At 50.6% G+C, this 23,911-nt stretch carries 24 protein-coding genes and 1 tRNA gene; 10 read left to right on the forward strand and 15 right to left on the reverse strand.

Translation table 11 applies throughout. The annotated features are described in order from the left end of the window. Positions 1-89: 89 nt before the first annotated feature. The 6 genes from P9H32_RS16305 to P9H32_RS16330 all read right to left on the reverse strand — a co-directional run bounded on the left by P9H32_RS16305 (position 90) and on the right by P9H32_RS16330 (position 5,017). Positions 90-617 carry a hypothetical protein gene (locus tag P9H32_RS16305; RefSeq protein ID WP_322609982.1) on the reverse strand — a complete coding sequence of 176 codons (528 nt, stop codon included), beginning with the start codon at positions 615-617 and terminating at the stop codon, positions 90-92. A gap of 183 nt (positions 618-800) precedes the next feature. After that, positions 801-1,430 (reverse strand): porin family protein, encoded by a 630-nt coding sequence (locus P9H32_RS16310; RefSeq protein ID WP_322609983.1) that lies wholly within the window; start codon positions 1,428-1,430, stop codon positions 801-803. 250 nt (positions 1,431-1,680) lie between these two features. Beyond that, positions 1,681-2,484: a DUF4349 domain-containing protein gene (locus P9H32_RS16315; RefSeq protein WP_322609984.1), complete on the reverse strand. Its 804-nt coding sequence runs from the start codon at positions 2,482-2,484 to the stop codon at positions 1,681-1,683. A gap of 114 nt (positions 2,485-2,598) precedes the next feature. Continuing rightward, the gene (locus P9H32_RS16320) at positions 2,599-3,261 is read right to left on the reverse strand and encodes a hypothetical protein (protein ID WP_322609985.1); all 663 of its coding nucleotides are present in this window, start codon (positions 3,259-3,261) and stop codon (positions 2,599-2,601) included. Between the two features lie 190 nt (positions 3,262-3,451). Further along, positions 3,452-4,282 carry an RluA family pseudouridine synthase gene (locus P9H32_RS16325; protein WP_322609986.1) on the reverse strand — a complete coding sequence of 277 codons (831 nt, stop codon included), beginning with the start codon at positions 4,280-4,282 and terminating at the stop codon, positions 3,452-3,454. 63 nt (positions 4,283-4,345) lie between these two features. After that, positions 4,346-5,017: a spermidine synthase gene (locus tag P9H32_RS16330; RefSeq protein WP_348534494.1), complete on the reverse strand. Its 672-nt coding sequence runs from the start codon at positions 5,015-5,017 to the stop codon at positions 4,346-4,348. Positions 5,018-5,458: 441 nt separating this feature from the next. Here P9H32_RS16330 and P9H32_RS16335 point away from each other — a divergent pair, with 441 nt between their 5' ends. From P9H32_RS16335 to P9H32_RS16365, 7 genes are all read left to right on the forward strand, one after another. After that, positions 5,459-8,560: a tetratricopeptide repeat protein gene (locus tag P9H32_RS16335; RefSeq protein ID WP_322609988.1), complete on the forward strand. Its 3,102-nt coding sequence runs from the start codon at positions 5,459-5,461 to the stop codon at positions 8,558-8,560. Then, a complete protein-coding gene (locus tag P9H32_RS16340; RefSeq protein ID WP_322609989.1) occupies positions 8,560-9,681 on the forward strand; it encodes a tetratricopeptide repeat protein in 1,122 nt (373 codons plus the stop codon). The genes P9H32_RS16335 and P9H32_RS16340 overlap by 1 nt, the downstream gene beginning before the upstream one ends. Positions 9,682-9,715: 34 nt before the next feature. Beyond that, the gene (locus tag P9H32_RS16345) at positions 9,716-10,486 is read left to right on the forward strand and encodes a MotA/TolQ/ExbB proton channel family protein (RefSeq protein ID WP_322609990.1); all 771 of its coding nucleotides are present in this window, start codon (positions 9,716-9,718) and stop codon (positions 10,484-10,486) included. Positions 10,487-10,540: 54 nt separating this feature from the next. Continuing rightward, positions 10,541-10,948: an ExbD/TolR family protein gene (locus P9H32_RS16350; protein WP_322609991.1), complete on the forward strand. Its 408-nt coding sequence runs from the start codon at positions 10,541-10,543 to the stop codon at positions 10,946-10,948. A gap of 6 nt (positions 10,949-10,954) precedes the next feature. Next, positions 10,955-11,389, forward strand: a complete 435-nt coding sequence (locus P9H32_RS16355; RefSeq protein ID WP_322609992.1) for an ExbD/TolR family protein — start codon at positions 10,955-10,957, stop codon at positions 11,387-11,389. A 592-nt stretch (positions 11,390-11,981) separates the two neighbouring features. Then, the gene (gene trpA / locus P9H32_RS16360; RefSeq protein WP_322609993.1) at positions 11,982-12,788 is read left to right on the forward strand and encodes a tryptophan synthase subunit alpha; all 807 of its coding nucleotides are present in this window, start codon (positions 11,982-11,984) and stop codon (positions 12,786-12,788) included. A gap of 51 nt (positions 12,789-12,839) precedes the next feature. Next, positions 12,840-13,922 (forward strand): mannose-1-phosphate guanylyltransferase, encoded by a 1,083-nt coding sequence (locus P9H32_RS16365; RefSeq protein ID WP_322609994.1) that lies wholly within the window; start codon positions 12,840-12,842, stop codon positions 13,920-13,922. 18 nt (positions 13,923-13,940) lie between these two features. Here P9H32_RS16365 and P9H32_RS16370 read toward each other — a convergent pair. The 8 genes from P9H32_RS16370 to P9H32_RS16405 all read right to left on the reverse strand — a co-directional run bounded on the left by P9H32_RS16370 (position 13,941) and on the right by P9H32_RS16405 (position 20,058). Then, positions 13,941-14,025: transfer RNA gene (locus P9H32_RS16370), tRNA-Leu, on the reverse strand. A gap of 127 nt (positions 14,026-14,152) precedes the next feature. Continuing rightward, positions 14,153-14,896: a 3-deoxy-manno-octulosonate cytidylyltransferase gene (gene kdsB / locus P9H32_RS16375; RefSeq protein ID WP_322609995.1), complete on the reverse strand. Its 744-nt coding sequence runs from the start codon at positions 14,894-14,896 to the stop codon at positions 14,153-14,155. Further along, on the reverse strand, positions 14,889-15,773 hold the full coding sequence (locus P9H32_RS16380; RefSeq protein WP_322609996.1) for a dTDP-4-dehydrorhamnose reductase family protein: 885 nt from the start codon (positions 15,771-15,773) through the stop codon (positions 14,889-14,891). The genes kdsB and P9H32_RS16380 overlap by 8 nt, the downstream gene beginning before the upstream one ends. A gap of 2 nt (positions 15,774-15,775) precedes the next feature. After that, entirely contained in the window at positions 15,776-16,795 is a 1,020-nt protein-coding gene (locus tag P9H32_RS16385; protein WP_322609997.1) for a bifunctional heptose 7-phosphate kinase/heptose 1-phosphate adenyltransferase, read from the reverse strand. Further along, positions 16,792-17,571 (reverse strand): DUF3108 domain-containing protein, encoded by a 780-nt coding sequence (locus P9H32_RS16390; protein ID WP_322609998.1) that lies wholly within the window; start codon positions 17,569-17,571, stop codon positions 16,792-16,794. The genes P9H32_RS16385 and P9H32_RS16390 overlap by 4 nt, the downstream gene beginning before the upstream one ends. A 4-nt stretch (positions 17,572-17,575) precedes the next feature. Then, positions 17,576-18,043: a deoxycytidylate deaminase gene (locus tag P9H32_RS16395; protein WP_322609999.1), complete on the reverse strand. Its 468-nt coding sequence runs from the start codon at positions 18,041-18,043 to the stop codon at positions 17,576-17,578. Positions 18,044-18,141: 98 nt separating this feature from the next. Then, positions 18,142-18,975: a hypothetical protein gene (locus P9H32_RS16400; protein ID WP_322610000.1), complete on the reverse strand. Its 834-nt coding sequence runs from the start codon at positions 18,973-18,975 to the stop codon at positions 18,142-18,144. Between the two features lie 228 nt (positions 18,976-19,203). After that, positions 19,204-20,058: an alkaline phosphatase family protein gene (locus tag P9H32_RS16405; protein WP_322610001.1), complete on the reverse strand. Its 855-nt coding sequence runs from the start codon at positions 20,056-20,058 to the stop codon at positions 19,204-19,206. Positions 20,059-20,157: 99 nt separating this feature from the next. Here P9H32_RS16405 and P9H32_RS16410 point away from each other — a divergent pair, with 99 nt between their 5' ends. The 3 genes from P9H32_RS16410 to P9H32_RS16420 all read left to right on the forward strand — a co-directional run bounded on the left by P9H32_RS16410 (position 20,158) and on the right by P9H32_RS16420 (position 22,367). After that, entirely contained in the window at positions 20,158-21,192 is a 1,035-nt protein-coding gene (locus P9H32_RS16410; protein WP_322610002.1) for an epoxyqueuosine reductase, read from the forward strand. Positions 21,193-21,318: 126 nt separating this feature from the next. After that, entirely contained in the window at positions 21,319-21,888 is a 570-nt protein-coding gene (locus P9H32_RS16415; protein WP_322610003.1) for a tyrosine-type recombinase/integrase, read from the forward strand. A gap of 74 nt (positions 21,889-21,962) precedes the next feature. Then, a complete protein-coding gene (locus P9H32_RS16420; RefSeq protein ID WP_322610004.1) occupies positions 21,963-22,367 on the forward strand; it encodes a hypothetical protein in 405 nt (134 codons plus the stop codon). Between the two features lie 149 nt (positions 22,368-22,516). Here P9H32_RS16420 and P9H32_RS16425 read toward each other — a convergent pair whose 3' ends face one another. Further along, positions 22,517-23,659 carry a helix-turn-helix domain-containing protein gene (locus P9H32_RS16425; RefSeq protein WP_322610005.1) on the reverse strand — a complete coding sequence of 381 codons (1,143 nt, stop codon included), beginning with the start codon at positions 23,657-23,659 and terminating at the stop codon, positions 22,517-22,519. Positions 23,660-23,911 lie beyond the last annotated feature (252 nt).

The following is a 23,911-nucleotide window of genomic DNA, read 5'->3' on the forward strand; positions in this document are numbered from 1 at the left end:
GGACAATTGCACGGTTACATTTTTTCCAAAGGTTGGAAGAGTGGCTATTCGCAGGGCATCGGTGATGGAGGCAGATGGCGGTTAGGTATTTATAGTTGAATATTTGCGGGGTCTTTAATTTCCTGAGGGACAGATCCATAGATGATTTTCTTGGTTTTCAGATCAACGACCCATAATGCCGGAGGACATAATTTTCCCGTCAGCAGGGCTGGATGAAACATTAATTTATAATCGTGACCTGCCTGGGTGCAGAATGTGATTTTACCTAAATCGATATCGCTTTGTCCGTCTGTAGCATCATAGGTGATGACCCCGGTGCTGTTTGCTACTTCCCAAAGGGATTTGTCTAAATTGTGTCTGTAAAAGAGCTTTATTCGGGTCTGCCCGGGAAGCACATCGATTGTTTTTGGATAACCCTTGAATTCCGTTCCAATGGTTTTCCCGTTACATTCGGTTATCAATAAAAGTTCCATACGAGAGGGCATCCCCATTTTTACATAACGAACAGCTTCAATTGTTGCAAGTTCACTGGAAGGTCGTTTCGGTCCGTCATAGGTTTGAGTTGTTCCGCATCCTATGAGGAAGAGAGGGGCTAAAAACAGAAAGGTTAATTTCATTTTCGGTTCCTTGTATTTTCCTGTCTAACAGCGTGTTTAATTTGCGCAGGAAGAAGCTGTCAGTAAAGCCGAGAGTATCCGGTGTCCGTTGCGGTCTGAATCCGGAGAAACTAATTCTCCGGATTCATCTCTTTTGAGGGTGATGACTTGTTCCTGTTCAGAGGGAATGGGGGGCTGCATTTTTTACATGCTGAAAACCAGGCCGAGGTTTGCAACGATATCCTCGGAGTCCAGGCTGTATGAGAGGCCGGCTTCCCCCATAAACCGTGCGGTGAACCAATAGCCGGCTGAAGCGGTGAAGGCGATGTCGTCTTCATTGTCGATATTGATATAATCACCGCGAATTCTGCATAAAATATTTTCCGAAGCTTCAATTTCAATGCCGGCCCCCGCATTAAGACCGGTATCGGTTTCATGTTCTTCGGATCCCGCGATTTCGAGTTCTGAACGGACTGCGCCAACTCCGGCACTGATGAATGGATTAACGGTTTCACGGGGGGAAAAATGATAAAGCAAACTTGCTCCGCCGGAAAGTGTTGTTGTATCGATATTGACTCCTGCGGTGTCTCCATCTGCCGTAAGATATGATCCTGTAATATTCAGATCGATATTGCTGTGCACGGCGATGTTTACAGCCCCTTCAAACCCATACCCGTATCCCAGGACATCGTCTGAAAAGTTATCGCCGAATTTGACCATGCCGAATGCCCCTCGAACATGGTTCGTTCCGAGTAAGGTCTTCGCGTTTGATGTCTGAGCGGTTATGGCCATTACCATGATTGCTCCGAGAATTATGTTATTTGTTTTTTTCATAGATCTTTCTTTTCTGTGCTTCAGTACCTGATTGCCATGCAGAGACAGTGTGTAGGGGGATTCCACCTCATTGAATGTATTAGACTCCGGCAGCGTGTTTAATACATTCCTGATGTGCAACTGAGTGGCAATACGGGAATATTCCCTGATTCCACTGTTTCTGCTGATTGTTTGTGAACCGTAACGAATCTTTTCCGGTGGTGTAAAGAGTGATATGGGGGCGGAGTGCGGGCGTTGTGCTGCTATGCCGTTATACGGCATTCCGTTTGCGGTGAAATCTGAATCCGAGGATCAGAATGATAGCACTTAGTATAAACGGCCAAATATTAAGCAGGGCTACAGCGAACCAAAGCAGATTGTTCCATCCGTTGCCGAACCCATTTTTGAAATATGCGCTGAATCCGGGGGAATCATCCAGATGAATATAATAGGTAATGTCCAGTGTACTCAAAATGATCCGGTCATCCAGTCGTTTGAGTTGTCCTTCGGCGCTTTCAATCTCTTCCCTTACGTTTGCGAGCTGTTCTTCGATGTTCAGTATATCGGTAACATCCCGGGCATCGGAGAGCAGTTCCCGGTAACGCGTCTCGAGTTGCCTTTTTACAGAGAGTCTGGTTTCTATATCGAAATACTGATCGGTGACATCTTCAATTTCGATGACGCGTTGATCGATGTGTTTTGCTCCTTTTGAAATGTCCGAAACCAGCGCATCAAAATGTTCTGCAGGCACCCGAATTTTGAGATCCTGATTGGATGTTTTTTTGTCGTAGCCGTAATAGAGCCTTTCTTTGGCGATGAATCCGTCATACCGCTTGACGGTGTTCTCAATTTCCCGGCGGGTTTTATCCAGATTATGGCACTCGAATGAAAGGTCGCCGGTTTTGATCAGTTTCCGGTTTTCCGGTTGTATAATATCGATCGGTGTCGGGGGACAGAATCGTTTTTCTTCTTTAGCAATTGTCGAACTCGTGACGATCATTCCTTTCAGTCCAATAAGGAATGCCGGGATCAGGATGAGCAGGATAGAAAAGATGATCACGGTTTGTTTTTTCATGGTCGTTCCTTTGCGGCTGGAGCGGGCATTGTTTCTAATGTTAAACGCATGCCGCCTTGTGTTTCTTTAATGAACTATCCGGCTGAAGATATTCAGCCTGTATTTTGAAAGAGCTTAAGGGGTTTTCGGGGGCAGAATGCGTACGGCATATTGGATGCTGAAGCGTTGGTTGTCCGGGTCTTTAAATTTATCCAGTGTTCCGAGTGAAACCCATTTGCCGAAGGACTGCTGAATTTCAGTATCGAGCTGTTTTTCTGAAAACACGGGCATGTGAACGGTTTGCTCTGCAATAGTCATCGGCTGGGATCCTTTGAGCCGTTTGATCTTCAGGTCGATCTGATAGGTGATATGGTCAGCTTTGGTTTCAATGAGGTTCAGATCGATGGTGGTTCCCAGCGGATAGTTTTTTTTGATGAGTTTTATTTTTCCGTTTTTGAGGATGAAATTTTCGGTAAGCGAAACCGGTTTGGTTTCGTTGAGAGAGCAGGGGGTGTTCAGCCCGGTGCGGATGACAGGGTACTCAATAATGTGGGTTTCCGGATCTGAAAGCGTGTCTTCAATCTTATCGACAGTGTGGCCGAGAGAAAACAGGATGGATGTCCCCAGCTGTGTTTCATGATCGATGTTTCTAAAGGTGTAATGAGGGGGCTTTACGGAAACTTTCAGCTCAAGGATCTGAACGGTATATTTGTTTTCATGTGGGGCGGGGTTGGACGGAGGAGTTGAACAGCCGTTAATGATGAATGCCGCAAATAAAACCGAGATCCATTTTATCATACTGATTCTCCTTTTTTGAAAGTCCGTTTATCCGCTCAGCACTGAGAGGTCTGTTTTTTTGGATAATATAGATATCAATTAAAATTATCAGTCTTTGTTTTATGTGTAAAGAACGGCAGGCGGGTTTCACCCGGGCCGGGCCGGAAGCTGTCGAACTGCCGGTTTTCGCCGAGCGTGGTGCATCGGGATTTTAGCGGAGTTTCATCTGGGCGAGGCAGGCTTTAAAGTCGCCGGGCAGGGGAGCGGTGGCACGGACGGGTTTGCCGGTTTTGGGATGGGGAAAAATGAGGCGGTAGGCGTGAAGCATCTGACGGGGCTGCTCTAATGAAAGTTCGTTGCCAGTTCCGGCATATTTTTTGTCGCCCATAACTGGGTAGCGTTTGTCGGCGAGGTGGCGGCGAATCTGGTGGGTGCGGCCGGTTTCGATACGTAACTCGAGATAGGAGGCGTGCTTTTTGGAGTCGAGCGTTTTGACGAGGGTGGTGGACATGTAACCTTCGATGTCGGTACGGATTTCTTTCCAGCTGGAGGGAAAGTGACCGATGGTGACGGCGCGGTAAATTTTCATGATATCCCGGCCTTGAAACATGGGAATCATGGTTTCTTTGGCTTTTGCGGATTTAGCGAAGATGACGCATCCGGAGGTTTCTTTGTCGAGCCGGTGGACGGCGACGATGTTCGGGTTCTTTTCCTGGACGCGCAGTTTGGCCTCGATGGAGTTGTCGTCGGCGTTGGTGACGAAGTAGGCGGGTTTGTTGACGATGAGGTAGTCGGCGTCTTCCCAGAGGATCGCGATTTTTTTGGCTTCGGGTTTTTTGAAGTCGCTGACGAGGATTTCGATACGGTCGTCTTCGTGGACTTCATGTTTGCGGATCCAGACGCGTTTGCCGTTGACGAGGACTTTTTTGTCGTCGATGAGGGCCTGAGCGGCTTTTTTGGAAATGTCGAGCTGTTCAGCAATGAGAACGAAGAGACGTTTGCCTTCGTCGTTGTAATGTACGGTAAAGATCTGCTTTTTCATAATATGGTTCCTGAATTTGGGGGCGCATCATGTTTCCAATGGCTGGAAATTACAAGAGGCGCACTACTTTTTCTGTGCGAGCCAGATGGTATGGCGGCGGCCTTTGGTCTTTCGGGCGCGTATGGTTTTTTCTTCGACTTTGAGTCCGGCGCCGCGGAGGCGTTTGGTGAATCCGGTGTCGGGCTCGGCTGACCAGACTCCGAGGATGCCGCCGTGTTTGAGTGCTTTGACGGCGGCTTTGATGCCGCCGGCGGTGTAGAGGCGGTCGTTGTCGGCGTGGGTGAGACCGTCGGGGCCGTTGTCGACATCGAGCATGATGGCGTCAAAGACGTTGTCGGCGTTTCTGATGACGAGGGCGACATCGGATTCGTGCACGACGGTGCGGGGGTCGGCGAGGGGGTGGCCGGCGAGGTCGGCGAGGTGGGTTCGGTTCCAGCGGATGACGGCGGGGACGAGTTCGGCGATTTCGATTGTGGCGGCGGGATTGAGGGTGTCGAGTGCGGCGCGCAGTGTGAAGCCCATGCCGAGACCGCCGATGAGTACGCGCGGGTTTTCTGTGCGGGCGAGCGGTTCGCAGGCGAGCTCGGCGAGGGCATCTTCGGAGCCGTGCATGCGGCTGTTCATGAGCTCTTCGTTGTCGATGCTGATCGAATATTCAAAGGCGCGCTGGTAGAGTTTCATGTGACCGCCGTGGTTTGGTACGTCGGCTTCGTCTAATAATACCCAAGGATTCATAGAGACCTGTTCGGTTGAAAGTGGAAAAGCGCGGGAGTGTGGTTCCAATGGGTGGAAATTACAAGTCCGGCTTTTTCAAGGGGTGGAAAATGCCATTATTGGTAAGGAGAAATGCTTTCGGCGGGCGTTTTAACGTGGGTCCGAATGAAGATTCTATGAATTATCATTTTTTTAAGAATATTTGTGTAAGTCGGCTGATGTCGCAGGGTTCGGGGATAAGAAAATCTGTTGAGCGTGTCCAAAATATGTTTTTTCCTAACTTAGACCTTTCTCCTGAAGTTTTTTTCACCTATATTTCGGCCTTATTTCTGGATACTCGAATCTCGAGCCCAGGTAGAGGGGTAAGACAGAATGTTTTATTGCCCGTTTTGGTGTTTCGGGGGGCGTCGGAAGGCGTTCCCGGACTTGAAAGAACGAGGAATCAGTTTGGGACTGTTTAAGATGCTAACGAAAAAAGCCGGACGTTTTTCTGTAATTCGTCAACTCGTACTCGCCATCGTCCTGTTGGGTTCTGCAACCTGTGCCTTTTCGGCAGAGGATGCACCCACTGCCGGTGAAATGCTGAAGTCAGCCATGAAGGCGATGCAGGCCAAGCAATATGATGATGCGATCGACTGGATGTACCAGTACATCGGCGAAGTGGAGGCATCCAAGGCTCCGCGCGTCGTGGCCATTGCTCAGGATACCCGATTCAAGCTGGCATCGATTCTTATTCAGAAGGACCGCTATGATGAAGCGGCAGCGGTTCTTCAGGATTATATTGATACTCCGCTGGCGGATAAGCCACGCCAGGCAATGAAAATGCTGGCGACGTGCTATTTTGACACTGAGGCCTATGAAGAGTGTGCGACCACGGTGACCAATGCGCTGTATTACAATGAGAACCCGGTCCTGATCGCGACACGTACATCGGACGACGATGACGACGAAGAAGATTATTCCAAACAGAAAATCGAACCTGAAGATCCTTATACTCAGGATGAACTGACGACCATGCATATGACGTTGGCGGAGTCCTATTTCAATATTGAAAAATATGAAGAATGTATTCCGGCCTACTCGTATGTGATTGAGCATACCGATGATGATCAGCGCAAAGGTTTTGCGATGATGCAGGTGATTAATGCGCTGATTGAAATTCCGGCATTTGACCGTATTCTGGAGTGGGTACCTCAGCTGTACCGCACTGAGGCTCGGTATGACATTCGTGTTAATCTGGCGCTGATGAATGCTGCTGCGGCTCTTTATGATGCTGCTGAATATGACTCCGCTTTGCCGCTGTATCGTATGATTATGCCGCGCGATGAGCTGGTAAAATATCAGGAGGGTAAGCTGCGTGATCTTCGCCTTGCGTATGATATGGCCCCGGAAGAAGGAGCTGAACTGACCGAAGCTGAGAAGCTTCTTTTCGGCGGAGGAGAAGAGGAAAAACCCGCAGATGGTGAAACGGCCGCCGTGGAAGAAAAAGAGGTGCCGAAGCCGATTCGTGAGTTAGAAGCCCTTATTGATGCCCTTAAAGCGTTACCGCCGTACGAACTGAATATTCAATATCGAATGGCCGATCTCTATAAAACCGTTGAGCGGTATTGGGAAGCGCTGAAATTCTTTGAAACTGTGTATCGGGCGGATCCGACCACGGAAGTCGGTGAGCGCTGTGTTTATGAGCTGGTGGATATGCTGCTGGAAAATCTCGATGAACTTGAAAGGGCCGAAGAGCTGGCCCATGAGCACATGGGTAAATACACCGAGGGTATGACCCCGCGGCAGCTGGCCTATATGCTGACAGGTTACTATCAGTCACATGATATGATGCCCCGTATCAAAACGCTGAAGCCCTATATTGATACCTTTGTGCGAACAAATGAAGAGACGATCGTTAAGTATGATACTGAACTTTATTTTATGCAGGCGGTATCCGATCTGGTCGGTCAGAATTATGAGGAATCCGAAAAAGGCTTCAAATACGTGCTCGATGAGTTTCCGAAATCTCATCAGGAGGCCAACTGTATCTACTGGTATGCGATGTCGCAGTTATTCCTGCAGAAATATGCCGATGCCCTGACCAATTTCGATCGATATATCAGTATGTTTCCGTCTGAACAGTATGTGGACGAATGCTACTTCCAGGGGGGCGTATGTTTCTTTGGTCAGGAAATGTATGATAAAGCCAAAGAGCGGTTTACGCATGTAATTGAAACCTATCCGGATTCCTCCGTGTATCCGGAAGCCTGCAGCATGCGCGGTGACCTGCACGGTGCGTCTGATGAAGTTAACGGTCTGGATCTCGCTATCGAAGATTACGAGCGGGCCTATGTCGCCTCTAAGAAGGTAAATCAGGCCACGTATGCGACGTTCCAGGCGGCGGAAGTCTATGAAGCCGAAGAAAAATATGATGATATCCTGCGTGTGGTCGAACGCTATGAGCAGGACTGGAACGAAGAGGCCGATATTGCCAAGGCCCGGTTCTGGATCGGCAAAACGAAAATTCAACAGAAAAAATATGATGAAGCGGTGGACACCTACGTCGGAGCTATCGTCAAATACGGCGGAGACCTGCGTCAGGACGGTGTTGACCAGATGATTAACGAACTGGTTAAAATTTCCCGCATCTATCTCGATATCGAGGCACAGGACAAGCTTATTGCCGAACTCGATGAGGCCCGCGATGCGGCAGAAAATGAAACCCTGCTGCTGCGTTTGAGAGTTACACTGGCCAAACTGCTCGAAACGGAGATGGAACTTGGGTCCGAACTTCTCGCTGAGCTTGAGAGTTTTGATAATGCGTCACCGCCGGTGCTTGCTTTGATCTGCGATGCTTCCTTCGAAAACAAGGATTATGATCGTGCTGAAGAGATCCTCCGTATCTTTATCAATAAATTTGAGGATTCGGACTTCATGCGTGCCGCTTACAAGCTGCGGGCTTTCGGACAGTACGATGAAAAAGACTACGAGGGTACGCTGGCGACGATTAATGATGCGCAGGCGCTTTACGGTACGGATTACGATGTGGCATGGGCGCAGTTGCTGAAAGCGCAGGTGCTGCTTGATGAGGGTGAAATTGAAGAGGCTCGTGAAGCCAATATGAGCATTCGTACGGTTCCTTCATGGCGGGGTGTACCGGTGGCGCAGGCTACATTCCAGCTCGGTGAGGTGGAGGAACTGGCAGGGAATCTGCCTAAAGCCTTCGGCTGGTACCAGCGCACCTATTTCCAGTACAAAGGGCATGCCGGGGGCTATTGGGCGGCAGAGGGCTACTTGGCCAGTGCACGTATCCTCAAAAAAATGGGTCGGGAAAACGACGTGCGTAATACCTACCGAGCGTTGTTGTTTGATCCTTATGTGAATACTTTACCGCAGGCCGATGTGGCTCGGGAGTATCTGGGGGCCACGGAAGTGGCCGAGATTGTGGCCTATATGGATGCGGGGAACACAACAAACATCACCATTGCTGTTGAAGCTGAAATGTCAGAGGGCGGGGACGATGAGCATAAAGCCTTTTCGTCCGATGCGGCAGCAGCGTCTTCCACTGAGGAGAGCGAATAATGAAACGCGTTTTTTTGAGTCTTGTTGTACTGGGTGCAGTTGCTGCAACAGCGCAGCAGAAGCAGGTGGAGGGTCCGGCTGGTACGCCGGCCCTGCTTGAAACTGCAAACGGGAAAAAAGCTAAGGTAACGTTGCAAAAAATGGAAGCCGGTAACTTGACCTTTGTGGCCGGTTCAAGGTCAATGACGGTACCTGGCGATAAGATTAGCAGTCTGACTTTTTCCATGGGTAAAGAGGATTTCGACTTCTACCGTGAGCAGCAGGTCATCAGTGACGAACAGGTGAGTGAGGTCTTCAAACAGGAACACATTTCCACGGCGGATAAGCTCGATCTGATTTTTAAAATGGTGCTCAAAAATATTGAGCAAAGCTACAATGACGGCGATTTCCAGAAGGTCATCGATGCGACCAGTTCAGTGATGGAGAAGTATATTCAGTACATGCCGATCAAAAACAATATGCGTACGCCATTTGTATTAACGTACAATAGCTATAAGTCGCTCGGGGATTATGCAAATGCCACGCGTTATGCTGAGATACTGGCGGCGATGGATAACGATGAAATGAAGCTGATGGGTCAGGTCGGCCTGGCCCAGATCGCTCTGGATCAGGGCAATGTCTCCGCTGCGGAAAAAATTAAAGGGGAACTTCCTGAAGATGCAGTTGCTGCGGACCTTTATCTGAAGGCAGCGATTCAACGTGCCAAGGGCGAACAAAAAGATGCCATTATCACCGTTACACAGATTATTGAAGAATTTCCGAATGATGTTGAAATTCTTCCGGCCAGTGAACTGCTGGTGGCGTATTGTTATCTGGATATGACAGGAACCAACTCGGTGATCTCAACTAATTCAGCCATGAATACCGCGCGTCAGGTTAAAAATATGTATGCCGGTACGGCGGTGGCCGTCAATGCGGAAAAACTCTGGGCAGAACTTGGCGGTCGGGAAATTGAGGCCGAAGAGCAGGCGCTTAAAGCTGAGATGGAAGCCGCCAAGGTGGCTGCCGAAGAGGCTGCGAAAAAACGGAAAGCGGAGCAGAAGGCCCGGCGAGAAGCTGAAAAAGCGGCCAAAAAGGCTGATGCCGCGAATACGGATGTTAGTGAAACGACAGACAACTAAAACGGAATCTGAATAAGGAAACGGAGGCAAGATAATGAAAAAAAGACTCTTGATGGTGGCGCTGCTGGCTGTGGCTGGTGCTGCATTGGCTCAAGGTGATATTACGGATGCTGCTGCGGCGCAGAAAACGGATTTGTGGACGCTGCTGAAGCAGGGTGGATGGGCGATGTTCCCGCTGGGCGCTTTTTCGTTCTTCATGGTGGCACTGATTATTCAGAACTTTATTTCCCTGCGCCCAAAAACATTGCTGCACACGGAACAGATGCCGCAACTGCTGGAAATGATGCTTCAGAAAAAATGTAAAACGGCGCTGATCTACTGCCGTAAACATCCGTCCATGTTTACCAATACATTCGGTGCGGGTCTTGAGCGCTGTATGGATGGTGAAGAGGAAATCGATTTTGTTAAAGTAAAAGAGTCCGTTGAAGAAGCTTCGGTTGAACAGATGGCCAAACTCATGAAGCCGATCGACTATCTCTCGATCATCGGTGCTTCTTCTCCGATGCTGGGTCTGCTTGGTACGGTGTCCGGTATGATCAAAGCCTTCCATACCATGGGTTCGCAGGGTATGGGTAAACCAGAGCTGCTTGCCGCGAATATTGGTGAGGCTCTGATCACGACGGCCACCGGTCTGGTGATTGCGATTCCGTCGATGTTCTTTTTCTTCTTCTTTAAGAAAGGGTTTCAGAAGACGCTGGCGACCCTCGGTCGTAACATCGGCTATCTCTTTGACGCCCTGCAGACCGGAAAAGAACCGGTGAGCTTCATGGATCTCGAAACGCTGGAGAAAATGGAAGGCGAATAAGCCTTCTGATTCTATCGTCTGATTTTTCCAACCCCTGGAAGGTAGGGATCGGGTATGAAACTCGTACAGAAAGAGACAGAAGATCTAGAGCTGGATATGTCGCCAATGATCGACATGGTGTTCCTGCTCCTGATTTTCTTCATCGTCGCCTCGCAGGTTATCGACGAAAAACCGAAAGTGGACATTCCGATGGCCGCCTACGGTAAAGTGCCGGAAGATACAACCGGTCGTCTGATGATCTCTGTGACCAAGGATGAAAAATATTTCATTGGTTCGGATCCGGAGCCGAAAGACATTGATCAGATCAAGGAAACGATCGGTCAATGGATTGAAAGCGATCCCGAACTGCGCATCCTGATCCGCGCGGACGGTGATGTAAAATACAAGGTTAACGAAGAGATCACCCTGGCCTGTGCCGAAGTCGGTGCACAGGATCTGATCTATTCGGTATTCGAGGAGTAGGTAACCATGGATTTAATGCAACATTATGAAGAAAGTCCGCTGAAGCTTGAAATTGCTTCGCTGATTGACGTGGTGTTCCTGCTGCTTATTTACTTCATGGTCACGGCTTCGCTGATCAAGAAAGAAGCCGATATCGGCTTCATGCTCCCGGCCAATGTCGCCGTGGAGGATATGCAGGAAATTCCCGTTGAAGTTCTGATTGAAATCACTCGCGATGGAACCGTTCAGGTGGAAGGTATGCGCTTTTCTTACGACGATCGCGAACTGGAAGATCTGGTGGTACAGGTCGCTGGTCTGAAGGAAATTGCCGCATCACAGAATTCTCCGTTTTTCGTGAATGTGCTGCCTCATGCCGATGCGCTTCATCGTCGAATCATCGATGTCATGGATGCTTGTGCTGCTGCGGGGGTTAACAGTCTGACCTTCAGTAAATCGATGTAACGTATAACAGGGTACGTTGTTGGAAGTCGCCCCGCGCTCACCGGGGCGGCTTTTTTATGTATGTCCAGCAGCTCGCATTCACTTGAGGGAAAGATCCTTGTAGACCCGACAGGGAGTGTTTACATGTTGATGTAGTTTTCTGCGGCTCATTTTTTTTATGATTACACTCCTCAGATTTGGAGGCGGTAGACCAGGAATTCATGATTCCGGTCAGCGATTGATCAGCCCGTAGTGGAGTCGATTGAAGTGCACAAGCCCGGTAGAGAGAGCGGAATTGAAGGGTACACTTAGTTTTAATTGACCGGGAGCGGTTAAGACTGATTTTTCATGTTCATCGGGCTGAGGAAGATCGCGGAAATGCGGAATGTCGGGATCTATGTCACTATAAGAGGCGATTCAGGCGCACTGCAGGTCGTAACATCGATGTAATGGTTGCCTGCGACGATGGCAGGTGGCTATCTCTGATTTGCAGAATCAGAATTAATCAGTTTCGGATGGTTTAAGGTTTTATGCGCCAGAAAACTGTGGCGCGGACTTCCAATGCACGCGAATTTACGTACAATCTTCCTCTCAGTTTTAAACAGGAAATTTCATGAAAAAAACCAGAATTGACCGCCGGTTCGCCGATCTTCGTAAGCAGGGTAAAAAGGGATTTGTATCCTATCTGTCTGCGGGGGATCCGAATCTCCAGGATACTGTAGATATTGTTTTGCGCCTTGAAGATGCGGGAGTGGATGTGGTGGAGCTCGGTCTGCCGTTTTCGGATCCGCTGGCTGACGGACGTGTGAATCAGGAGGCCGCAACACGTGCGCTCGAGGCGGGGGCCACCTTTGAAGGCGTTTTGGAATGCATTGCGAATATCCGTGAACGCTCGGAAATTCCCATGATTTTTTATGCCTATATGAATCCGTTGCTGGCACGCGGGTTTGAGCAATCCATTGAAATGGCGGCTCAGTCCGGCATTGATGGATTCCTGCTGCTTGATCTCCCGCTGGAGGAAGCCAAACCTTATAAGGGGGCTCTGTCAAAAAATGCACTCAACGGGATCCAGCTGGTAACCCCGACAACGCCTGATGACCGTATTGGAAAAATTGTAAAGCAGGCGACTGGTTTCATCTATTGCGTATCGCGTGAAGGGGTGACCGGTGTGCAGGACTCCATTGCGGAAGGAGCCGGAGCGCTGGTAGAACGGATCAGAACTCATACTGATCTTCCGGTTGCACTTGGATTTGGAATCGGAACGCCGGATCAGGCGCGAGATGCCGCCGGACTGGCCGATGCTGTGGTGGTGGGCAGTGCCATCGTAAATGCCTTTCACCATAATCCGCACACTGCTGAAGGCCGGGCTGATGCTGCCGCTTTTGTGAAAACGATGGTTGATGCGGTCAAAGAAGTTTAGTGCTCGATGCTTAAAACCTAGAATCTCAAACGAAAATAACCGGGGATTATTATGGCAGGACGTTACGCAGTAATTATGGCAGGCGGAAAAGGGGAGCGTTTCTGGCCGCTCAGCACATCGAAACATCCGAAACAGCTGTTGGCACTGGTCGGCGACAAACCGTTGATTGCACAGGCTGTTGACCGGCTGGACGGGCTGGTTCCGCCGGAACATGTTTTTGTCGTAACGAATGCGGATTTGGTGGATGCCACGCGGGAAGCGGCTCCGTTGCTCCCGCCGGAAAATATTGTCGGAGAGCCGATTGGCCGTGATACCGCCGCTGCGGTGGCCTGTGGCGGTGCGTTGGTGAAAGCCAAAGATGAAAACGGGGTTTTTGCGGTGCTCACTGCCGATCAGGTGATGGGCGATCTCGACATCTTTTCCAATACGCTTAAAGGCGGGATGGATCTTGCCGAAGCAAACGATATTCTGGTTACGATCGGAATTAAACCGACCTATGCTGCAACCGGTTTCGGTTATATTGAATCCGGCGCGGATTTTCAGGCTGCAGAGGGTGTGGCGTTTAAAAAGGCGGCGCGTTTCGTCGAAAAACCGGATGAAGACACGGCGACTGAATATCTCGAAACCGGAAAGTTTTTCTGGAATTCAGGAATGTTTATCTGGTCTGTTCAGGCTCTGGAAAAAGCATTCGGTGCCCATTGCCCCGAAATGCTGGAGCTTATGAAGACGCTTACCGGCTATGCTGCTGATGGAAAAATTATTGAAGGTATGGAGGCCACGTATCCGGATCTCGGAAAAATTTCCGTCGATTATGCCCTCATGGAAAAAGCCGATAACATTGTCATGGCCTGCGGTACGTTCTACTGGGATGACGTCGGAGCCTGGCCGGCTCTTGAAAGTCATTTTGATCAGGATGCAGCAGGCAACACACCGATCGGTACCGTTGAAACGCTCGATGCCGAAAACAACATTATCCTTTCGAAAGATCACCTGACTGCAGTGATCGGGGTGAAGGATCTGATTGTTGTTCAGGCTGAAGGAGTAACACTCGTTTGCCCGAAAGACCGTGCTCAGGATATCAAAAAAATGGTGGTTTCCCTGCGCGAAAATGGATCGTACGACGCGTTGTTATAGGGAAAGTCTGCAGGAAAATGGTGCCGGGGGCGGGACTCGAACCCGCATGACCGAAGCCGGGGGATTTTGAATCCCCTGCGTCTACCAATTTCGCCACCCCGGCGTGTGGTGGAAAGCCAAGGAAGATAGCAAACTGGCACGCGTTGGCAACTGATTTTAATGCTTCAAATTTAAGTCTGAATTTCGCAGGCAAACCACGAGCCCTTGCGATGCATATTTCTGCATCGGCTTTATCGGGTCAGCAGAGCTTCAGCCTTCGGAATATCGTCCGGAACGTCAACACCGATGCCGAAGTCTTCGGTCTGAATCACCTTCATTCGGCAACCCATATTCAGGGCCCGGAGCTGTTCAAGTTTTTCCAGATTTTCCAGTTCGCACGGGGGCTCTGCAACCAGTTTAAGCAGATATTCACGACGGTAGGCATAGATGCCGATATGGCGCCAATAGATTCCAGCCATTGAAACGTCTTTCACTTCGCGGATGTGCGGAATGGCGGCGCGTGAGAAATAGAGCGCCTGACCATGCCGGTTGAAAATCGCTTTAACCACGGAGGGATCGGTAATCTGAGTGGCGTCGGTAATGGGCGTGGCGGCGGTGGCCATATCCCATTCGTTCGAAAGAATCTCCTCGGCCAGCTGGTCAATCAGTTTCGGGTCAATCAGCGGTTCGTCTCCCTGTACATTAATTACGGCATCGATTTCCAATGATTGGACCGCTTCAGCAATCCGGTCGGTGCCTGAAGGGTGGTCGGGACGGGTCATGGCTACCGTGACCTCCGGAAGGTCCAATGATTGGACGCAGTCTGCAATACGCTGATCATCGGTGGCTACGATGACGGCATCGAGTTTTTCTGCCTGCTTAACGCGTTCAACGACCCACTGAATCATGGGTTTACCGGAAATCAGCGCAAGGCTTTTACCCGGGAAACGGGTGGAGCCCCAGCGGGAGGGAATGACGCCGACAATTTTATGCATGATGGGTTCCTTTCAGGTAAGAACTGAGAATCCGCCCGATATTTTGGCTGAACGGTGTCTGCTGCAACTGAGTGCATGCCGCCAGCCGGCTGAGGTCCAGCCGGCAGTTTTTCGGCCGCGGAGCACCGGACGGGGGGTCGAGATTCGCTGAGATATGTTCGGTGTTCAGGTGCAGGGCTTCGCCCATGATCCTGAGCATTTCAAATTTGGTGAGGGCTTCGTTTCCGCTGAAGTGATAGATGCCGGAAGCCTTTCCAAGGGTTGGAAGTCCGTTCCGCAGCGTTGCGGCAATATCACCGACGTAGGTCGGGAACCGGATGGCCCAGTGGTCTTCAGCAGCGGGGGCAGGATTCAGCAGTTTATACAGCATCAGCGTAACCGGGGATTCTTCGATATTTTCCACTTCTCCGTACAGAATCGGAACACGCAGAACGATGTGATCGGCCGAAGCGGAAAGGGTTGCCAGCTCGCCGTCGCGTTTGGTCTGTCCGTAAAAATTGAGCGGATTTGTTTCTGCATCCACCGCATAAGGCGGCTGGGTGCCGTCGAACACATAGTCCGTGGAAATATAAATCATTTTAGCGCCGAATTCTGCGGCACAAGTAGCGATTGTTCGTGTGGCATCCACATTTAACCGCTGTGTCAGATCCTGCCGGTTTTCACAGATGTCGGGTTTCCGTTCCGCTGCGGTGTGTATAATTAAATCGGGTTTTATCTGATCAAACGCAGCGCGAACGGCGAGGGCATCGGTCAGGTCAAGTTTGAGGTCGTTTCCCTGCGCCCGGCTCCAGGCGCAGGTGACGGGATCGAGGTCGGCAAAGGCTGTTGTGCAGGCACGGCCGAGCAGCCCGCTGGCTCCGGTGATCATGATGTTCATGCTTAAATCTCGTCGGCGTGTTTCTTCATGTAGCAAAACAGTTCCTGCTGTGTACAGGTGGCGGTGCCGAGTTTGCCGACGACTACACCGGCGGCAAAGTTGGAGAGCTCTGCGGCTTCGAGATAGGATGCTCCGCAGGCGAGGGCGAGGACATAGGTGGCGATTACCGTATCGCCGGCCCCGGAAACATCGAACACTTCGCGGGCGCGGGTGGGAATGTGTTTCGCTTTCTCTCCCCGGTTCAGAAGCAGCATGCCGTGGGGCCCCAGCGTGATGAGGGTGTGCCGGGCTTTCCATTTTTCGTCGAGAATACGCCCGGTTTCGAGCAGTGCGTCATCTTCGAGCGGATTATCAGCCGGTTTGGTCTCTGTAACGCCGGCGGATCCGAAGGCTTCTTTCCGGTTGGGCGTTACCACGGATACGCCTTCCATTTTAAGGATGTGATCATCCTTGGGGTCATAACCGACCGGAATGCCTTTCTGTTGAGCGGCAGCCAATACGGTATCGACTACGTTCTGCTGAACGGAGCCTTTGCCGTAGTCTTCGATAATGACCCCGTCGGCATAGTTGATTTCTTTGATCATGTGCGAGCAGAACGCCTCCATTTCGGCGGCGGAAATGGACAGGTATTCCTCGCGATCCACCCGGACGACCTGCTGCTGCTCGGCCACGATACGGGTTTTTACGCAGGTGGGATGAACGGCATGTTCAATGACGGCATTCAGCAGTACCCCGTTTGCTGAAAGCTGTTTTTTAAGTTCTCCGCCTACGGCATCTCTTCCGATGATGCCGGCCATGGCGGCTGCGCCACCGAGGGCGAGGAGGTTGGAGGCCACATTGCAGGCGCCGCCGGGCATTGCCTTTTCGTGTGAAACATGAACCACGGGAACCGGGGCTTCGGGAGAAATTCTGGAGACGGAACCATAAACGAATCGGTCCATCATCAGATCGCCCACCACGAGAATCCGTTTTTGAGATGCGCTGCTCAGCAGCTCTTTTGCACGCTCTACCGTAATTTTCATTCCTGTTCCTTCTCCTTCACCCAAAAATCGTCGCCCGGTCCTGAAACCTTCTGCAGCTTGACATTGATTTTGCCCACGGCCACTTTGGCCTGCACCAACGTAACCATGCGCCGGTCAGCCTTGGAAACCCAAAAGAAGATTTTTCCTTCCCGCAGAAACAGGGCATCAAATTCAGCCACCGGTTCAAGTACGCTGCACTCCACTTTTCCATAGGTTGGAAGTTTTGCTTTTTTTTCTTTCAGAAAGCCGACCCCCATTTTATGAAGTTTTCCATCAACAAAAAGCGTATGGACGTTGGCGGTTAGATCGGCAATATCGGTTTGCCGCATCGAGTAAAGGAAGCTCATCACTTCCCGGGTGTCTGCAGCAATTTCCACCGTATTTGTCGTGTCTGCCAGCCGGTCGATATAGACCGCCGTTCGGTTCTCATGATCAAAATGGGTCTCATTGCTTTTTTTTCGGGAACCTTCATTCAGAATAATATCAAGGCGAACAGGCAGAGCGGTTTTGGGATCAATGAGCACTTCCGTAATGTCGTCCACTTTATAGATGTGGCTATAGGCCGCATACGTTTGGGTCACCATCCGGATCCGAATCAACTCCCGGCCGTTTTCATTCGTGGTATCGGTTGTCGACTTCGACCACGCCAGCGGAATGCCCATCCAGGAAACCTTATACCCGGAAATTTCGCCGGGAACAAAACAGCTGGAAAAATCTTCGGCCCGAACCGAAAACGACAGAGCGAAGCAGAGCAGAACTGATGCGCAATACTTCATGCCGTTATTTTCGTTTGAATTGTCGGCAGATTACGCCTGCCGTGGCAAAAAGTTCACGCGACTGCGGACTGAAGCGATACTCCTCTTCGTAAATCACTTCCTTGATACCGGCGTTGATAATCATTTTGGTGCAGAGCAGACAGGGGCTCAGTGTGCAGTAGAGCGATCCGTCGCGCACGCTGATGCCGTGATATGCCGCCTGCACAATGGCATTTTCCTCTGCATGGGCACAGATGCAGTCGCCCAGGTCCGAGCCCGACGGTGCATCCGAGCTGCAACGCGGACAGCCGCCTTCGAAACAGTTGGGGATGCCGCGCGGGGTGCCGTTGTAGCCGGTGGAGATAATCCGCCGGTCCCGGACAATTACAGCAGCGACTTTACGCCGGGAGCAATTTCCCCGTCGGGAAACCACATGCGCGATGTCCATAAAATATTCGTCCCAGTCCGGCCGTTTCTGTTCTTCCTTTTTCATCCGAAGAATGTACCGAATGGCAGGGACGTTCGACAAAGCCAATATTGGGTTAATAATTGCGGCGCAGACGGAGCCGTCTCTGAATTTAAATACCGCGGTTAGATCATCATTCGTCTGCGAATGAAAAAAGCAAATGCAGCAATAAATCCGGCCAGGGTTAATGAACTTGGTTCGGGGATTGCGAGATCATTTATGGTTCCGGTGCTGCTGAGGGTTATGTTGTCCAAAGCATTAAAGGTTGCCTCGGCTCCCGGATTTTCCAAAGCCAGGAAGGGATACAGTGTGGTATTAAATTTCGAGGAGTCATGCGCTCCAGTGTTAAATCCGAGTTGCGTGTCTTTTTCCCCGTCATCATTCAGCGACCAGAATGAATAGGTGATGTCGTACGTTGTGTCCGCGGTTCGGGAAAGTGCAAGTCCGATTTCGTACCAGCCATAATCCGTCATGGAAATAGCGTTCCCCAAGCCTCCGCTGATCATACCGGATGAGCCACTGGAAAGTGTGTCACTTAGATGCGTGCCCCAGCTCCACATTCCCAGATCGCCAAGCAATCCTGAGGAGGGCATCCCGGATTGATCAGAGGGTGAGGTCGGATCGGTACAGAAACCGATTTTTACTCCTGAAGAACTTTTAATCCCAGCATCGTTGTCATGATATTGAAAAGCATAGGACAAAGAGAGACTTACTCCGACATCAATCGGATCGAATGAGAATTTAGTGTGCCATCCCTGAGTTCCGTCGCCGCTGGTGAAATCAATGGATCCCGATCCTCCGAGTCCGCCGTCACTTTGTTGTGACACGGGCGTTCCGGTATACGATGTTTGGAAATTATCGGTGAACTGGTTGGGCGAGTTCAGATCCAGCGTGAATATTTCGGAAAAGGAAGAGAGGCAGAAAAATAATAAAAAAGAGAATGTAATTACCGTTTTCATAAGCATCCTCCGATTTAAAATTCATAAAAAATAAATAGTTATAAAACAGTATGTAAAATAAATATATTATGTGGTTTTGCGCAGGTCGGGGGTAAAGTTAGCAGGCTGAATGCTGTCAGGTTGTTTGGTTTGAGTGAACATGGCATACCCGTCTTTTCTCCCAAGGGGGTATGGTATTCACACAAAATGCTCCTGTTGTGGTGCCGCCGGAACGTTTTTTTGCGGCATTCAGAATATACTGAGAATGGCGGGGGTAACTTCGGCGAGGTTTTCCAGGGATTGGAAGTGTTCGGCGTTTTCTCCGATGGCGATCAGCGGGACGGGATTGCGGGTGTGGGCGCGGGTTGTGCGGTCTTCGATGTTGCCGTGGTCGGAGCAGAGCAGAAACAGCTGATTAGGGTGGTTTCCGAATGTTGCGGTAATGGGAAGAAATTTTTCGAGCGATTCCAGGCATTGGAAGGCCAGATCCGGACCGTCGGAATGGCCGGCGCGGTCGGTCATGAAATATTCATAGAGGGTGAAATCGTGTTCTGCGGCCACTGTGAGCAGATGGCCGGCGGCCTCTTCTTCGGAAATATGCGGGCCGTCGTACCCGCGTTCGTGCATCGTCCAGCGGGTGATGTCGTGGTTGACGGCTTTCCCATTCATCAGTTCTTCTTTATGGCGCACTTTTCCGTTGGCGGCGAGTGCCATAACGGTGGTGACGGATTGACGGCGCAGCGGAATGTTGAAGGGGTCGTCGATCCAGTAGGAATTGGCAAAGGTGGGGTCTTTGCCGAGTTTCCGAAGCTTGGAAAAAATATTCTCTTTTTCGATCAGTTTTTTGAGGCGGGGCGGGGGGAAGCCTTCGATGTGACGTCCCATGGCTTCCGGTGCATTGACGCCGCAGAGGAGCGCAGTCTGGCCGGTGGCACTTTGCGGGATACCGTCGACGCCGAGGCACGCATCGATCGGAATGGCTGAATCGAGCAGGTTGGAAAGGTTTGGAAAACGGGAATCACGCAACGGATTTACGGCGGGATCGTCGGACCCGAGCCCGAAGCCGTCCACAAAGATAAATAGAATTTTTAAACCGTTGCTCATCGTGGGAGCGGAGGCTAAACCACGGAATACACTGAAGACACGGAAAAAATAGCAATTCAGGAACGTTCCGTGTATTCAGTGTGTTTCGTGGTGCTTAAAATGGATTCAGAACACTTTACAGAATGGCTGCAGGAAACCGCACAGGATCTCGGTGCGTTTTCGGCGGCGTGTATCCGGATGGATAATCCGGTGCTGAGGCGGCGGATTGCTGAAAACAGTGCCTTGTACGAGGCGTGGCTGGCGTCGGGCAGGCAGGGGGAGATGGATTATCTGGAGCGTATGGCGGTCGATAAAGCCGATCCATGGAAGGCCTTTCCATTTGCAAAATCGGTGATTGTGCTGACGTTTACAAATAAGTGGGGGGATCCGTCGGCCACACATCCCTTTCCAATGCCTGGAAATGATGCGCTGCTGGGCTATATTTCGGCCTATGCGAGGGAGCAGGATTATCATTCCACCGGACAGGCTATGCTCGGGGCGCTGAAGGAAAAACTGGGGGAAGATATTCAGGCGGAAGCTGCGGTCGATACGAAGGCAGTCTATGAGCGGTTGTTTGCCACTGTCGGGGGGCTGGGAATTCGTGGCGCGAATGATCTGCTGCGTGTGCCGACGCGGACCAATGTCCGCGTTTTTATCGGATGCCTTTTTGTGGATCGGGAGCTGCCGGAAGTGATTCGGGAGCCGAAAATGCCGTTTGCCTGTGATGACTGTCAGGCGTGTATTAAAAAATGCCCGACCGGGGCGATTCAGTTTGGCGAGCCGATCGATGCGCGACTTTGCATCAGTTATCTCACCATTGAGAAACGATCGGTTCTTAATTTTAAAGAAGCGGAAATGATGGAGGACTGGCTTTTCGGTTGTGACTGGTGCTCGGTGGTCTGCCCGCCGAAAGATAAGATCGATACGCGCATTCCGATTGACCTCGAGTGGTTGCTGAAAACATCCGCTGGTGAAATCCGCCGGTTGATTAAAGGCAATGCGGTCAGTTATGCCGGCGTAACACAACTGCGGAAAAATGCGGTGGCGATCCTTAAAAAGAAAAAGAGCAGTTCTCCGGGTGCTGAAGAACTACTCTCCTGGGTAAGTAAACACACAGGCAGCGAGCTGATTCGCTCTCAGCTCACTGCTTGGTGAGGAATTTGTGTAATAAAAAAGGTAAATGCGTACATTGCTGATCATTCTGACTTGTGCCGGGCAGCGCCTGGTTGATTGCGTAAAACTGAAATGGTCAGAAGTTAATTTTCAAAAAAGGTCATTACGATGACCCCCGTAAAAACCGAGCGAAAAGGCAAAGAGGTCTTTATTCCATTACTTCCACAACTACAGGCTGAACTTGATAGCATTGCACGCTATGATGATTACGTGTTGCCCGATCTCGTGGCCAGTTACAACAGGGATCGATCTGAAGTATCTCGCCGAATGAGAAAGGTGTTTGATGCTGCAGGGCTTGCGGCTCATAAAGATCTAAATTTGACTGGGCAGAAGGCCATTGTGGAGACCGGTGCCCATAGCCTCCGACACAGTTTTATTACGATTGCTCGTTTAGCCGGTGTGCCAGACACGATCATTAAGCAGATTACCGCTCATCAAACTATTCAGATGACTGATCATTATGATCAAAGCTTTAATGAGGAAACGGTATCTAAATTAGCAGATGGGCTTCACATGCCTGAGCTATCAGGAGGAGGACGAATTCCTGTTCCTGCTTGGGTGATGGAGAAATTACGCGCAATGAACTCTGATAACTGGGAGTCGATTCGTTGCGAACTAGTTGAGGGGATGACGGATCATAAAAAAAGTCAGGATCACCACCTCCGTCGAGTCCGTTGATGGATATGAAGAGATGCTTAGCATTCATTGCGGCGGGAGCACTGAAATAGCCGGAGGCTTCCTGGTAGCTGCTGTTGGACGGAAAGGTCGGATTCGAAAATCTGGCTGGTTTCGATAGTGTCGTCAGTGGTGGTGTAGGACTGGAAGGTGATCTGGTCGCTGCTGGCATCGATCCATGCCGAGGCATCGCGTCATTTGTGGCTAAAGAAAACGCGTCGTTTTCGGCAACCGTATATCCGGTATGGTTGGCGGCTTCGCGTTCGGGGACATCGGTGATGATTGCATTTTGCGCGGAGGTTCCGGTCGGACGCTCCAACGGATGCGACCGGATTGTCTTCGAATCCGCCGTTCCGGATGCTGGTGTTGTGGACGCTATTGGAAGGATCTCCATCGACGTAGTCGATCAGGACAAGGTTTGTTGTGGCATGGGGTTCTTTGTTCTCCAATTTCTCGGGCCATGTATTGCGAGGGGGAGTTGATGGGATTTATCAAAACTTTGTCGGGTGGGCATCTATCCGGCAACCCGGCCCTGCCTTAAGTTGCCTTCCAAAATGAGGTCACATTATCGCGAACCCATCGTTACCCGCGAAAGATATACTTTTACGGGATAAGAGGTCGGATGTCGAAGTTAGCGAAACTGTTTTCGGTAAGCTGTCGGAGTCATACCGGTTGCCTTTTTAAAGGCATGCGACAGATAGTTGTAATTGGAGTATCCGGAGGCTTCGGCTATTTCCTGTATCGGTAGGTCTGTTTCTGCCAGCAGTTCCTGTGCTCTATTCATTCTCAATTTGCGAATTTCTTCGCTCGGGGTTCGCTTGTACGTTTTCACGAATCGGCGTTCAAGCGACCTACGGCACATGGGAATGATTCTGTCGAGCTGCTCCATGGGGTTTGGTTCGCATGCATGGGCTTGAAGAAATTTCATGGCTTTCGCCAGGTCGGGATCTTCGACGGCGATGGTGTCAGTGGACTGCTGTTCCAAAATACCGAGAGGGGGAAGGTAGGTGTTGTCATTAGTAACTTTATCCCCTTGCATCATTCGGTGGAGCTGGGCTGCAGCCTGGTGGCCGATCTCTTCGGTAGGGGCAATCAGGCCCGACAACGGCGGATAGCAGGAGTTACAGATGATCTTGTCGAAACGGCTGCTCAGAATGGCAATGTCGTGGGGTACCGAAATATCTTCCTCCCGGCAACAGTCGGCGATCCAGGCGGCGCCGGTTACGCCACAGGAAAGAAGGCCGGTCGGTTTCGGGAGTTCATGCAACCAGGCAACTAACCTATCTTTCAGTTCACCGCGGTTTCCATAAATTTCGAAGAACTGGAAGGGAAGCTTGTAGGCAGCCACCGCCTGCTCAAAGGACTCGGTATATTTGATCGTCATGGGCGTACGTCTCGATCCCGCAAGAGCGATGCTGTGGAACCCCCGCTCAACAAAGAAATTTACGGCCATCTGCGTGCCAGCGGCATTGTCGGTCATCACGCTTGGTGCAAAAAGTCCGGGGGGCGGGGAGTCGTCGACATTCACGAAGGGAATGCCGGATTTTGATATCTCTTTGGCCAAGCTGTTGTTGGCGACACGGGCAATAATGCCGTCGCCTTTCCAGTCGAGAGGTATGTGTTCAAAAATACGCGGAGAGGCGCGTCGAAACCATATGTTCCATGGACCGGCCTCTTGGGCATAGGATATGATGCCGTTGACCAGGCTGCTGCACCACTCGTTTTCCGTATTCATGAGAATGGCAACCTGCGGGATGTGTTCCTCTTGTTTCATGTTTCTAATATTCGTGAAAACCTGCGGTTTGAGCAAGGTACGGATGTTGTAGTCCTGTCGGAAAATAACAAATCTTTGTTGGTTCGGCGTCTATCTGGAACTTTGATTCGATCGTTAACTGTCAGTACTTATGCAAGGTGGACCAAGAGCTGAAAGACAGGCTTGATACGTCGAAATGTGATAATCGGCAATGCGGCAGAGGAGGGGCGCAACTACAAAATCCGTACTTCGCATTTTCATAGGTGTTCGAAA

Source organism: Pontiella agarivorans, assembly GCF_034531395.1.
Classification (GTDB): Bacteria; Verrucomicrobiota; Kiritimatiellia; order Kiritimatiellales; family Pontiellaceae; genus Pontiella; species Pontiella agarivorans.